12 protein-coding genes are annotated in these 12,320 nt (G+C 75.3%); 6 read left to right on the top strand and 6 right to left on the bottom strand.

Annotated elements, in window-relative coordinates:
* Position 1 precedes the first annotated feature (1 nt).
* Both E4P43_RS08710 and E4P43_RS08705 read right to left on the bottom strand, forming a co-directional pair.
* On the bottom strand, positions 2 to 721 hold the full coding sequence (locus tag E4P43_RS08710; RefSeq protein WP_135145065.1) for a PIG-L deacetylase family protein: 720 nt from the start codon (positions 719 to 721) through the stop codon (positions 2 to 4).
* A 20-nt stretch (positions 722 to 741) separates the two neighbouring features.
* Positions 742 to 1,101: a hypothetical protein gene (locus E4P43_RS08705; protein WP_135145064.1), complete on the bottom strand. Its 360-nt coding sequence runs from the start codon at positions 1,099 to 1,101 to the stop codon at positions 742 to 744.
* A gap of 22 nt (positions 1,102 to 1,123) precedes the next feature.
* Here E4P43_RS08705 and E4P43_RS08700 point away from each other — a divergent pair, with 22 nt between their 5' ends.
* Entirely contained in the window at positions 1,124 to 1,879 is a 756-nt protein-coding gene (locus E4P43_RS08700) for a sulfite exporter TauE/SafE family protein (RefSeq protein WP_135145063.1), read from the top strand.
* A 3-nt stretch (positions 1,880 to 1,882) separates the two neighbouring features.
* Here the strand turns inward: E4P43_RS08700 and E4P43_RS08695 are convergent, their stop codons facing one another.
* Genes E4P43_RS08695 through E4P43_RS08685 form a run of 3 tightly spaced genes read right to left on the bottom strand, consistent with a single transcriptional unit; the run spans position 1,883 to position 4,653 of the window.
* The gene (locus E4P43_RS08695; protein WP_135145062.1) at positions 1,883 to 2,977 is read right to left on the bottom strand and encodes a bifunctional RNase H/acid phosphatase; all 1,095 of its coding nucleotides are present in this window, start codon (positions 2,975 to 2,977) and stop codon (positions 1,883 to 1,885) included.
* A 40-nt stretch (positions 2,978 to 3,017) separates the two neighbouring features.
* Positions 3,018 to 3,758: a C4-type zinc ribbon domain-containing protein gene (locus tag E4P43_RS08690; RefSeq protein WP_135145061.1), complete on the bottom strand. Its 741-nt coding sequence runs from the start codon at positions 3,756 to 3,758 to the stop codon at positions 3,018 to 3,020.
* Between the two features lie 49 nt (positions 3,759 to 3,807).
* Positions 3,808 to 4,653, bottom strand: a complete 846-nt coding sequence (locus E4P43_RS08685) for a Nif3-like dinuclear metal center hexameric protein (protein ID WP_209313798.1) — start codon at positions 4,651 to 4,653, stop codon at positions 3,808 to 3,810.
* A gap of 59 nt (positions 4,654 to 4,712) precedes the next feature.
* Here E4P43_RS08685 and E4P43_RS08680 point away from each other — a divergent pair, with 59 nt between their 5' ends.
* From E4P43_RS08680 to E4P43_RS08665, 4 genes are all read left to right on the top strand, one after another.
* Positions 4,713 to 6,677, top strand: coding sequence for an FUSC family protein (locus tag E4P43_RS08680; protein WP_135145060.1), 1,965 nt, complete (start codon positions 4,713 to 4,715; stop codon positions 6,675 to 6,677).
* A 59-nt stretch (positions 6,678 to 6,736) separates the two neighbouring features.
* Entirely contained in the window at positions 6,737 to 7,729 is a 993-nt protein-coding gene (locus E4P43_RS08675) for an alpha/beta hydrolase (RefSeq protein ID WP_245159018.1), read from the top strand.
* A 156-nt stretch (positions 7,730 to 7,885) separates the two neighbouring features.
* On the top strand, positions 7,886 to 9,334 hold the full coding sequence (locus tag E4P43_RS08670) for a wax ester/triacylglycerol synthase family O-acyltransferase (protein WP_245159024.1): 1,449 nt from the start codon (positions 7,886 to 7,888) through the stop codon (positions 9,332 to 9,334).
* Positions 9,331 to 10,383 (top strand): NAD-dependent epimerase/dehydratase family protein, encoded by a 1,053-nt coding sequence (locus E4P43_RS08665; RefSeq protein WP_209313797.1) that lies wholly within the window; start codon positions 9,331 to 9,333, stop codon positions 10,381 to 10,383. Before E4P43_RS08670 ends, E4P43_RS08665 begins: the two co-directional genes overlap by 4 nt.
* Here E4P43_RS08665 and E4P43_RS08660 read toward each other — a convergent pair.
* Positions 10,380 to 11,282: an alpha/beta hydrolase gene (locus E4P43_RS08660; RefSeq protein WP_135145058.1), complete on the bottom strand. Its 903-nt coding sequence runs from the start codon at positions 11,280 to 11,282 to the stop codon at positions 10,380 to 10,382. The two genes, E4P43_RS08665 and E4P43_RS08660, sit on opposite strands and share 4 nt — an antisense overlap.
* A gap of 218 nt (positions 11,283 to 11,500) precedes the next feature.
* Here E4P43_RS08660 and E4P43_RS08655 point away from each other — a divergent pair, with 218 nt between their 5' ends.
* Positions 11,501 to 12,313, top strand: coding sequence for an alpha/beta hydrolase (locus E4P43_RS08655; protein ID WP_135145057.1), 813 nt, complete (start codon positions 11,501 to 11,503; stop codon positions 12,311 to 12,313).
* The last annotated feature ends 7 nt before the right edge of the window (positions 12,314 to 12,320 follow it).

Genomic DNA, 12,320 nt, shown 5'->3' with positions numbered 1-12,320 from the left:
CTCAGCCCCAGTAGAGGCTGAAGCCCACCCGGCGCCGCCCGTCCTCGGTCCGGGTGGACATGTCCACCACCTGCCGGGCCTGCTCCTCCACCGGGTCGTCCGACAGCAGCTCCAGGTACCGGCGGTGCTCGGCCAGCGAGGCCACGGCGAGCTCGACCGCCTCGCTGACGTCCACCTCGTGCGGCGGGTCGACCAGCGCGCTGACCGCGATGTACTTCACGCCCCGCCACGGCTCCTCCGCGAGGTCCGGGAAGATCCACTCGTTGCCGGCGTCGGCGACCGCGTCCAGGACGCTCTGCCCGAGCGCCTGGTGGTCGGCGGAGTTGAGGTAGGCCGGGGAGACGCCCGGGGGCGTCCAGGTGGGCCCGAAGTAGCCGGTGACGACGAGCTCGGGCCGGTGCCGCCGGATCGCCGCGGCCAGGTCACGGCGCAGCGGCGGACCGGGCACGAGGACCCCGTCCCGGTGGTCGAGGAACTCCACCTCGCTCACCCCCACGACCGCCGCCGACGCCCGCTCCTCCTGCTCGCGCAGCGGCCCGGCCTCCGCGGGCGGGACCCCCGCCATGCCCGCCTCCCCGCGGGTGGCCAGCAGGTAGCGGACCTCCTTGCCGGCGGCCGTCCAGACCGCGACGGCCGCGGCGATCCCGTACTCGATGTCGTCGGGGTGGGCCGCGACGACCAGGGCGCGCTGCCAGTCGTCGGGCATGGGGGCGGGAGGCATGGGGTGAGTCTGCCGCGCGGTCAGCGCCCGCGGGCGACGTCGAGCGCCGCGGTCACCATCGGGACCTGCAGCGGGAGACGGCCGATGGCCACCGCCATGGGCAGCGGCTTCCGCGGGATCACGCGGAAGGTGTGCAGGTGCGCCGGCACGAAGGCCAGCAGCAGCCCCGCGGCCGACCAGCCACCGAGCCGGCGGGTCGCCGGGACGGCGAGCAGCGCCGCGGTGCCGATCTCGGCGACCCCGGAGGCGAGCACCCACGTGCGCTGGTCGCCCAGCTCCGGCGGCACGAGCCAGTCGTACATCCGGGGCCGCACGAGGTGCAGGACTCCGCCCCCGCCCAGCAGCACGGCCAGCATCGACGCCTTGCCCGGCTTCCTCATGGGGCCACCGTAGGTTGGCCGGGTGTCCGCCGCTGATCTTGTCGTCGCGGCCGCGGTGTCCCTGCTGGCCGGCGTCATCAACTCCATCGCCGGGGGCGGGTCGCTGGTCCTCTTCCCCACCCTGGTTGCCCTCGGGCTCCCGACGGTGGCGGCGAACGTGACCAACTCCGTGGCGCAGTGGCCCGGCTACCTCGGCGGCGTCGCCGGCTTCCGGCACGAGTACGCCGGGCAGCGCGGCCGGCTGCTGCGCCTCGGCGCGGTCGCCGCCGCCGGCGGCGCCACCGGCAGCGTGCTGCTGCTGACCACCCCGTCGGAGGCCTTCGACGTCGTCGTCCCGGTGCTGGTCCTCCTGGCGGGCCTGCTGATCGCGGTGCAGCCGCTGCTCACCCGGCGGATCACCGCGCGGGCCGACGGCGGCCCCCGGCGGGACCCCGTGTGGCTGCACGTCGCGCTGTTCCTGGCGACCGTGTACGGCGGCTACTTCGGCGGGGCGCTCGGCGTCATCCTCGTCGGCGTCCTGGGCATCGGGCTGCACCGGCTGAAGCTGGCGAACGCGCTGAAGTCGGCGCTGTCGGCGGTCACCGCGACCGTCACCCTCGTCGTCTTCGGGCTGTTCGGCCCGATCGACTGGCTGGTCGTCGCCGTCGCCGCACCCGCGAGCCTCCTCGGCGGCTTCCTGGGGGCGCGCATCGCGACCCGCATCCCGGTGGCCCCGCTGCGGGTGCTGATCGTGCTGTTCGCCGTCGCCGTGTCGGCCTACCTCTTCGCGCGGGCCTGAGCCCTACCGCAGGTGGGCGGTGTCGTTCACCAGGCGGACGCTGGAGCGGCCGTCGGAGGCCCACGCCACCGTGCACAGCGACGCCGCCTCGAGGAACACCCGGTGGACGACGTCGTCGCCGGCGCCCAGCCCCGCCGCCAGCATCAGCTTGATGGGCGTGACGTGGCTGACCAGCAGCACCGTCCTCCCGGCGTGGCGGGTGAGGACCCGCTCCCGGGCCCGCGCCACGCGAGTGCTGACGTCGGCCACGGACTCCCCGCCGGGGGCAGCCACCCGCACGTCGGACATGAACCGGCGCACGGCCAGCGGGAACTTCTGCCGCGCCTCGTCGGCGGACAGGCCCTCGAGGTCGCCGAAGTCCAGCTCGACCAGGTCCTCGTCGAGCTCCACCGGCAGGCCGAGCACCGCGGCGACGGCCTCGGCGGTCTCCCGGGTGCGGCGCAGCGGGGAGGCGATGACGGCCTCGATTCCCAGCCCGGCCAGCCGGTGCGCGGCCGCCTCGGCCTCGGCGCGGCCGGTGCGGGACAGCGGCAGGTCGTTGCGGCCGCTGAACCGGCGCTCGGGGGTGTGCTCGGTCTGCCCGTGCCTCAGCAGGTGGGTGACCGTGGTGGTCACCGGGGCGGGGTCGGGCGTGGGCTGGACGTCGTCCTCCAGGACGACGGCCTCGGCGGCGGCGTCGCGGTGGACCGGCCGGCCGTCCATGGCGCTGTTGGCCAGCGCGTCGGCGGCGCCGTTCTGCGCCCGCGGCACCCAGGTGTAGCGGACCTGCCCCAGCTGCCGGGCGATCTGCTGGGCCTGCAGGGCGAGCTTCTGCATGTCGGGGTGCTTGACCTTCCAGCGCCCCGACATCTGCTCGACGACGAGCTTGGAGTCCATCCGGACCTCGACCGACGCCGTCGGGTCGAGGTCCAGCGCCGCCTGCAGGCCGGCTACCAGGCCGCCGTACTCGGCGACGTTGTTCGTGGCCCGGCCGACCGACGCCGCGCGCTCGGCGAGCACCCGCCCGGTCTCGGCGTCCCGGACGAGCGCGCCGTAGCCCGCCGGGCCCGGGTTGCCCCGCGAGCCCCCGTCGGCCTCCACGACGAACCGACGAGTCACGCCCGCTCCCCCGGGGCCGGAATGGCCATTCTGGCCCTCGTCACAGGCCGGACTCGGCCGTGCGGACGAGGATCCGGCCGCAGTTCTCGCAGCGCACGACCTCGTGCGGGTCGGCGTTGCGCACGGCGGCGAGCTCGCGGCCGTTGAGCTCGATGCGGCAGCCCTGGCACTGGCGGGCCTTCAGCATCGCCGCACCCGTCGTGCCGGTCTGGGTCCGGATCCGGTCGTAGAGGGCCAGCAGCGGCGCGGAGATCCCGCCGGCGACCGCGGCGCGGGCGGCCTCGTGCCGGTGGGTGCCGTCGGTCAGGTCGGCCAGGGCGTCGTCGCGCAGCTGCTCGGCCCGCTCCAGCTCGGCGCGGGCGGCGTCCCGGCCCTCCTGGGCGGCCCTCAGCGCCGCCTCGGCGGTCTCCAGGCTCTCCATCAGCTCGAGCTCCTGGTCCTCCAGGTCCGACTGACGGCGCGCCAGCGACTCCAGCTCGTGCTGCAGGTCGGTCATCTGCTTGGCCGAGACGCTGCCGGAGTCCAGCAGCGTCTGGTCCTTGGCCGCGCGCGTCCGGACCGTCTCGACGTCGCCCTCGAGCCGCTTCACCTCGCGCTGGAGGTCGCGCACCTCGGTCTCGGCGCGGACGACGTCGTCGGCGAGGGTGCGCTCCGCCTCGGCCGCCGCCTCGACGGCGACCGCCTCCGGCAGCGTGCGCCGGCGGTGTGCGAGCTGGGTGAGAGCGACGTCCTCAGCCGCCAGCTCCAGGAGCTTCTGCTGCTCGAAATGGTCGACCTTCACGCGGAGAACCTACCCGTGCGCCGCCGTCGCCCCTGCCGCTCGTCCGCGCTCAGCCGGCGGCGTGCCTGCCGCCGCCCTCCTCCTGCCCGGCCCGGCAGGTCCAGGGGTCGGTGCGCCGGGTGGAGACCTCGACCTCCACCCGCCCGCCGAGGTCGGCCCGCAGCACCTCGGCGGCGACCGGCAGCCACGGCCACTCGGAGGCGAAGTGGGCGACGTCGCAGAGCGCCGGCCCGGGCACCTCGAGGGCCTCGCTCACCGGGTGGTGCCTGAGGTCGCTGGTCAGCAGGACGTCGGCCCCGGCCGCCGCCGCGGCGCCCAGCAGCGACCCTCCGCTGCCGCCGCACACGGCGACCGTGCGCACGGCCCGGTCGGGGTCGCCGGCAGCCCGGACGCCACCCGCCGTCGCCGGCAGCACGCTCGCCGCGTGCTCGGCGAACGCGCGCAGCGTCATCGGCTCGGCGAGCCGGCCGACCCGGCCCAGGCCCGCGCGCGGGTCGGTGGCGTCGGGCTCCAGGGGGACGGCGTCGGCCAGCCCCAGGACGGCGGCGAGCGCGTCGTTGACCCCGTGCTCGGGCGCGCGGTCGGCGTTCGTGTGCGCCACGAGCAGCCCCGCGCCGGCGCGCACGAGGCGGTGGACCAGCCGGCCCTTCGGGTCGTCGGCCGGGACCCCGTGCACCGGGGTCAGGAAGAGCGGGTGGTGGGTGACGAGCAGCTGCGCGCCGGTCCCCACGACCTCGTCGACGACGGCGGCGGTGGGGTCGACGGCGAACAGGACCTTCGCCACCGGCTCGTCCGGGTCGCCGCACACCAGGCCGACGGCGTCCCAGCCCTCGGCGAGCGCGGACGGGTAGCGGGCGTCGAGGGCGTCGAGGACCTCACGGAGCAGCACGGGCACGGCTCCGCAGCGTAGGCGCCGACGACGCGACGGCCGCGGTGGAATGACAAGCTCATAACGTGGCGGAGGAGCGGCGTCGGGATCGGGGCCTGCGCGCGCCGGCCTGGCTCGAGGAGCTGCTGCGCACGACGCCGCCCCGGGTGCCGTGGCGCGACGTCGCCCGCTTCGCCGTCTCGGTGCCCGCTCCCCTCGCCGTCGCGATGGTGGTCGGTGGCGGGCTGGAGTCCGGCGCCGTCCTGGGTGCGGGCGTCTTCGGGACGATGGGCGCGCTCGCCGCCTCCCTCGCCCCGCAGCCCGGGCCGCTGCGGGACCGGCTCCGGCGGATCGCCGCGGCCACCACCTTCGGCACCCTCGGGCTGCTCGCGGGGCAGTACGCCACCAACGGCGGCTGGGAGCCGGTGGTGCTGATCGCGGTCCTGTCGGCCGTCGCCGCGCTGCTCAGCGCCGTCAACTCCGCGCTCTCGCTCGGTGCGCTGCAGCTGCTGGTCTACACGGCGCTGGCCTCGGGGCTGGTCACCGAGCTGTCGGCCGCCGGTGAGGTCCTCTTCTTCCTGTGCGGGGCAGCGTGGGCCACGCTGACCACCCTCGTGCAGGTCCGCACCGAGCCGGTCGACCCCGACCGCTCGGCCGTGGCGACCGTCTTCACCCGGATCGCCGAGCTGCTCACCGTCGCCGGCACCGATGCCGCCCCCGGCGCCCGCCGGGCGCTCACCACCGCGCTCAACGCCGCCTACGACCGGGTGATCCGCAGCCGCAGCAGGTCGGCCGGGCGCAGCCGGGAGCTGAGCGAGCTGGCCGGCGTCCTCAACGCCGCCGCCGTCCTGGTCGAGGGCGCCGTGGCCACCGCCAGCGCCGGCATCCAGGCCGACCCGCAGGACGTGGCGGCGGTGCACGCGCTGGCCGCCGCGGTCTCCGGCAGCCGGCCGCTGCCCGCCGAGCAGCCGCCCGAGCGGGACCAAGGCCACCCGGCGCTGCGCGCGGTCCGGCACGGGGTGCGGCTGGCCTGGAACGTCGTCGGCGACCCCGAGGAGCGGGCGCGCGCGGCCGCCCTCCAGCCGACGGTCAGCCTGCCCGCACGGCTGCGCGACGTCGTCGACCGGACGCTGGCCAGCGCCGACGCCCGGGGGTTCGCCGTCCGGCTGGCGCTGTGCATGTCGATCGCCGAGGTCGCCCGCCAGCACCTGCCCTTCGAGCGCCCCTACTGGGTGCTGCTCACCGTGGCCATCGTGCTCAAGCCGGACTTCGGCTCGGTCTTCACCCGGGCCGTCCAGCGCGGCGCCGGCACCCTGCTCGGGGTCCTCCTGGGCTCGGCGCTGCTGGCCGTCCTCCCCCGCAACGGCTGGGTGGTCGTGGCGCTGGCCTGCTCGGCCGCGGTGCTGCCCTGGGCGCGGGACACGAACTTCGGCCTGTTCTCGGTCTTCCAGACGCCGCTGATCATCCTGATGCTGGACCTCGTCCTGCCCGGTGGCCCCGGGCTGGTCGGTGCGCGGCTGGTCGACACGCTCGTCGGCTGCGCGATCGTCCTGGTGTTCGGCTACCTCCTGTGGCCGCAGACCTGGCGGGCCCCGCTGGACCAGGCGCTGCGCGAGGCGGCCCTCGCCCTCGACGGGTTCGTCGACGCCGCGTTCACCGGCAGCCCGGCCGAGCGGCGCCGGGCCCGTCGGCGCAACTACCGGGCGCTCACCGAGCTGCAGACCCAGCTGCAGCGGCGCCTCGCCGAGCCGCCGCCGATCAGCACCCGCGCCGCCGCCTGGTGGCCGGTCATCGTCCAGCTCGAGCGCGCCTCCGACGCCGTGACCGAGGCGGTCATCGCCACCCGCGGCGGGGAGCCGGCGCCCGACCTGGCCCAGGTGGCCACGCTGCGGCGGGCGATCCGCCGGCTCGAGGACGACGTCCGGGAGCACCGGCCGCCGGACGACGCGGAGCTGCACGCCGACGGCGTCCTGGCACCCCTGGCCCGCGAGGTCGACGCCGTCCGTCGGCTGGTGCGCGAGTCCACCCCCTCCTGGCGCGCCCCGCACTGACGGCCGCCGCCGGCCGGGCTCGGGTTGCGCCGCGAGCCGCGGCGTCCTGGGATGGCGCGGTGCCCAGCGACCTGCCTCCGCTGATCCTCCCGCCGCTCACCGACCCGGCCCCGCCGGGATCCCGGGTGGTCCGCACCGACGACGGGGTGGACCTGCACGTCGAGCTCGACGGCCCCGCCGAGGGCGGTGGGCCGGCTGGAGACGGTGCGCCCCTCACGGTCGTCTTCTCGCACGGCTTCACCGCCCGGCTCGCCGAGTGGGAGCTGCAGCGGCTCGCGCTGCGCGACCGCTACCGGCTGGTCCTCTGGGACCAGCGCGGGCACGGGCGCTCGGCGGCCACCCCCCTGCCCGACGCCACGATCGACCGCACCGGCCGCGACCTGGGCGAGGTCCTCGACGCCGTCGTCCCGTCCGGGCCGGTCGTGGTGGTCGGGCACTCGATGGGCGGGATGAGCATCATGGCGCTGGCCCGCCGGCGGCCCGAGCTGTTCGGCACCCGGGTCGTGGGTGCCTTCCTCCTGGCGACGTCGGCGGGCGGGCTGGTGGAGTCCGGCCTCCTCGGGTGGCTGCTCAAGCTGGTCCGCCGTCTGCACCTGCTGCCGCTGTACCTGCGGCTGCTGCAGCTGACCGCGCCGCTGCTGGAGCGGTTCCGCTGGCGCGGCAGCCCCTTCGGCCGCTGGTTCACCCGGCGCTTCCTCTTCGGCAACCGCGCCGACGCCGACCCCACGAGCGTCCGGCTGGTCCAGACCCTGCTGGAGGAGACGCCGTTCCCCGTCACGGCCGCCTTCTACGCGACCTTCCTCGACCACGACGAGTACGCCTCGCTGCCGGTGCTGAGCCGGGTTCCGGTCACCGTCGTCGCGGCGACGCACGACCGGCTGACGCCCGTCGGGCACGGCCGGCGCCTGGCCGAGGAGATCGGGCCGGGCGCCGAGCTCGTGGTCGTCGAGGGAGCCGGTCACAGCGTCAACCTCACCCGCACCGACGTCGTCGACCGCGCGCTGCTGGACCTGCTCGCACGGGTGGAGAACGGCGAGCGACGGGCCGGTTGACCAGCGGTTGAGCGGGGCATGCAGGATGTGGCCGCCGCCACATGTCCGAGTTGCGCGTACTCCGCGACACACCTAACTTCGGCGGCCAACCGAGACCGTGCGACGGCCCCTACCGAGCTGAGGTACCGGGGCGGCGAGGAGCGAGACGTGGACCGCATGAGTGCCCTCGACAGCGGGTTCTACTTCGCGGAGAGCGAGAACACGCCCATGCACGTGGGGTCGGTCGCCGTGTTCGAGGGGCCGGCCCCGACCTACGGCGACGTGGTGCGCCTGCTGCTCAGCAAGCTGCCGCTGGTCCCCCGCTACCGCCAGCGGGTGCGCGAGGTCCCGCTGCAGCTCGGCCGGCCGATGTGGGTGGACGACCCGCACTTCCAGATCCTGTACCACGTGCGGCACACCGCCGTCCCGTCCCCGGGGTCGGACGAGCAGCTGCGCAACCTGGCCGGCCGCGTCCTCGGCCAGCGCCTCGACATGGCCAAGCCGCTGTGGGAGCTCTGGCTCGTGGAGGGCCTCGCCGAGGGCCGCTGGGCGATCATCTCCAAGGTCCACCACTGCATGGTCGACGGCGTCGCCGGCACCGACCTCATGCAGCTGATGTTCGACCTCACCCCCGACGCCAAGCACGACGAGCCGCGCGACTGGACCCCCCGCCGCGACCCGTCCAGCGCCGCGCTGGTCGCCGGCGCGGTGACCGAGGCGGTGACCCAGCCGCTGCGCACCCTGAGCTCGCTGCCCACCGTGGGCAGCGCGGTCCGCAGCGCGAAGAGCATCGCCGACTCCGGCCGCACGCTCGCCCAGACGCTCCCCTCGCTGGCCAAGCAGGCGATCACGCCCACCGCGCGGTCGCTCAACGGGCCCATCGGCCCGCACCGCCGCTGGGCCTGGACGGAGGGGAACTTCGACGAGTTCAAGGAGGTCCGGACCGCGCTCGGCGGGACGGTGAACGACGTCGTCCTGACCGCGATCACCCGCGGTTTCCGCGACCTCCTCAAGGGCCGGGGCGAGCTCTCCTCGGAGAACCTGGTCGTGCGCTCGATGGTCCCGGTCTCGGTCCGGTCGGAGAAGCAGAAGGGCACCCTCGACAACCGCGTCTCCGCCGTCTTCGTCGACCTGCCGGTCGGCGACCCGGACCCGGTGTCGCGGATGCAGACCATCCGCGGCCAGATGGACGAGTACAAGCAGGCGATGCAGGCCGTCGACGTCCCCTCGATCATCTCGATGGGCGACTTCGTGGCGCCCACGCTGCTGTCGATGGGCGTGCGGGCGGCCGTGCAGGCCGGCCAGATCTGGTGCCAGGCGGTGACCACGAACGTGCCGGGCCCGCGGGTGCCGCTGTACGTGCTGGGACGGCGGATGTGCACCGCGCACGCCTACGTGCCGATCGCCGGTGGGACGCGCTGCTCCATCGGCATCTTCAGCTACCTGAAGACGATGACCTTCGGGATCAACGCCGACTTCGACGCCTTCCCCGACGTCGACGTCCTCTCCGGGGGCATCCGGAGCGGCATCGAGGAGCTGCTGGAGCACGCCCGGGCCGAGAAGGCCACGCCCGACGTCACCCAGCCCGCCGGCGCGGTGCCGGCGGGCAAGGCGGCGGCCCGGTGAGCCCGGCGAAGCAGCGCCGCACCAGCGCCTCCGGGGGCAGGCGGAAGAAGGCCGACCGGGCCGGCCTGACCGTGGCGGTCACCGGCCCGACCGGCACCTTCGGCGAGGGCCTGCTGCCGCTGCTGCAGGCCGACGACCGGATCGGCAAGGTCATCGGCATGGCCCGGCGGCCGTTCGACCCGGCCGAGCGCGGCTGGACGAAGATGGAGTACCGGCAGGGCGACGTCCGCGACCCCGAGGCGCTGCGCGAGGCGTTCCGCGACGCCGACGTCGTCGTCCACCTGGCCTTCATGATCACCGGCAACGCCTCGCGGGAGACCACCCGGGCGATCAACGTCGACGGCACGCTCAACGTGTTCCGGGCCGCCGCCGCCGTCGGCGCCCAGCGGTTCGTCTACGCGTCCTCGGTCGCGGCGTACGGCTTCCACAGCGACAACCCGGAGCGCATCAGCGAGGAGTGGCCGGTCCGCCCGGCGGCGCGGCTGTTCTACGCCCAGGAGAAGGCCGAGCTGGAGCACCTGCTGCAGGAGGAGTCCGGTAACGCCCCCGACCTGGACCTGTACCTGCTGCGCCCGCCGGTGGTCGTCGGCCCGCACGCGATCGGCGGCAAGGACGTGCTCCCCGGCCCCCTGGCGCCGCTGGGGCGCCGCCTGTTCGACCGGCCGCGCCGGCTGCCCGTCCCGGTGCCGCTGCTGGTCCCGGAGCACCCGCTGCAGTTCATCCACGAGGAGGACGTCGGCCAGGCGCTCCTGCTGTGCATCGTGGGCGCGGGGCCGGCCGGGGCCTACAACATCGCCGGCGACGGCGTGCTGACGGCCGCGGACGTGGCGCGCGAGTTCGGCGCCCTGCCCATCCCGCTCCCGGCCGCCCCCGCGCAGGCCGCCGCTCGGGCGGTGTCCCGGCTGCCCTTCCTGCCGCCGGTCGCCGAGTGGGTCGAGGCGGCCAGCCGCCCGGCGATCATGGACACCACGCGGGCGCGCGAGGAGCTCGGCTGGCGCCCGCGCTACACGGGCCTGGAGGCGTTGCGCGACACGCTGCGCGAGGGCTAGCGGACGAGGGCGGCGTCCCGCAGCCAGGCGAGCACCTCGGTGGCCAGCCGCCGGGGCTCCTGGAGCTGCGGGACGTGGCCGACGTCGGCCCACTCCGCGTAGCGCCACGCGGGGTGCCGGCGGGAGATGTCGCGGGCGGCCGCCACGGGGACCAGCCGGTCGCGGTCGCCGTGCACCAGGAGCACCGGCACCGAGATCGAGGCCATCGCCTCGCGGTAGCGCCGCGGGTCGGCCAGCAGCCGCAGCAGCGACCGGGCGGCGCCGAGGAACGCCCGGTCCATGCCGGCGACGTCCTGGCGCTCCTCGAGCAGGGTGACCGACCGGTCGATGACCTCCGACGGCACCTCGTCGGGGTCCACCCCGCACAGCTGCAGCATCTCGCGCACGCGGGCCAGGGCCGACTGCCGCTGCCGGCGCCACCACAGGAACCGCTCACCCACGAAGGGCAGCGCGTACAGCGCGAAGGTGACCGCGACGAGCGGGTCCAGAGCGCGCCGCGGGCCGGGGACGGCCGGGTCGAGCAGCACCAGCCCGCGCACCTGCTCGGGGTGCTCACCGGTCACGAGGATCGAGATCATGCCGCCCATCGAGTTGCCGACCAGCACGGCCGGCTCGCCGACGACCTCGGTGAGGAAGCGGTGCAGCACCGCGACGTTGGCGGAGACGCTGGCCTGCCGGTCACCGGGCTCGCTCCGGCCGAACCCGGGGAGGTCGACGGCGAGGACCCGGGCCTGCTCGCGGACCAGGGGCGCGAACAGGTCCCAGTTGAGGTGCGAGCCGCCCAGCCCGTGGACGAGGACCAGCACGGGGCCGTCGGCCGGACCACCGAAGTCGACGTAGTGGACCGGCCCGCCCAGGTCCACCGTCGCGCTGCGTCCGGTCGTGCCGTGCTCGCTCATGTATGGCCCTCCCCCCGATGCGGTGCGCCCGTACGGTGGCACGTCCTGCCAGTCGGCGCAGCCCCGGGGCGGTGGCGGATGAGGCGGAACGCCTACGTCCGATATGACGCAGGACACAATTCGGCAACATATGCCTGCGGCGTTCGTAACGACACGTGTGAGCCAGGCCGCATCTTGGTACAGCCCTTCCACGAACGGACGGCAGCCAGGAGGACGACGTGGCACGACAGCAGGGTGACGGTCCGGCACTCCCCCTCTACCTCACCGAGCCGGGGCGTGCGGTGGCCGAGCTCGGCCTGTACCTGGCTGCGCGGCCCCTCGAGCCGCGGCTGCCGAAGGGTGACGGCCACCCCGTGCTGGTCCTTCCCGGCCTGCTGGCCGACGACAACTCCACCCGCGCGCTGCGTGCCGTGCTGCGCCGCCAGGGCTACCGGGTCCACGGCTGGGGCCTGGGCCGCAACATCGGGCCCACGGCCGTGTGCGTCAACGGCCTGCAGGACAAGCTCGAGTACCTGCACGGCCGCTACCGCCGCCCGGTCTCGGTCATCGGCTGGAGCCTGGGCGGCATCTTCGCCCGGGACCTCGCCCGGCGTAACCCCGACGCCGTCCGACAGGTGATCACGCTCGGGAGCCCCTTCCGCATCGAGCGGCACAGCCAGAGCCGGGCCACCAAGGTCTTCGACCGGTTCGCCCACCTGCACGTGGAGCAGCGGCCGTTCCCCCTGGAGTCCGAGGGCTGCCCCCTCCCGGTGCCGGCGACCTCGATCTACTCGCACTTCGACGGCATCGTGCACTGGCAGACCTGCCTGAACGTCCCGGGCGAGCGCTGCGAGAACATCGCCGTCACCGCCAGCCACCTCGGCATCGGCCACCACCCCGCGGCCATCTGGGCGGTCGCCGACCGGCTGGCCCAGCCCGAGGGCACCTGGAAGCCCTTCAAGGCCCCGGCGTTCCTCCGCCCCGCCTTCCCGAAGCCGGCCACGCCCGCGGCTCCGGGCCCGGTCGACATCACCGCCCAGCCCGCCGCCTGAGGGCCGC

Source organism: Blastococcus sp. TF02A-35, from assembly GCF_004571075.1.
Lineage (GTDB): Bacteria > Actinomycetota > Actinomycetes > Mycobacteriales > Geodermatophilaceae > Blastococcus.
The sequence above is the reverse complement of the archived record's forward strand: the minus strand, read 5'-3'. Positions and strand labels throughout refer to the sequence as shown.

What these genes read in the sequence shown, in the direction of transcription:
- E4P43_RS08710 (WP_135145065.1), bottom strand. Translation starts at nt 721, where the DNA reads ATGCCTCCCGCCCCCATGCCCGACGACTGGCAGCGCGCCCTGGTCGTC.
- E4P43_RS08705 (WP_135145064.1), bottom strand. Translation starts at nt 1,101, where the DNA reads ATGAGGAAGCCGGGCAAGGCGTCGATGCTGGCCGTGCTGCTGGGCGGG.
- E4P43_RS08670 (WP_245159024.1), top strand. Translation starts at nt 7,886, where the DNA reads ATGAGTGCCCTCGACAGCGGGTTCTACTTCGCGGAGAGCGAGAACACG.
- E4P43_RS08660 (WP_135145058.1), bottom strand. Translation starts at nt 11,282, where the DNA reads ATGAGCGAGCACGGCACGACCGGACGCAGCGCGACGGTGGACCTGGGC.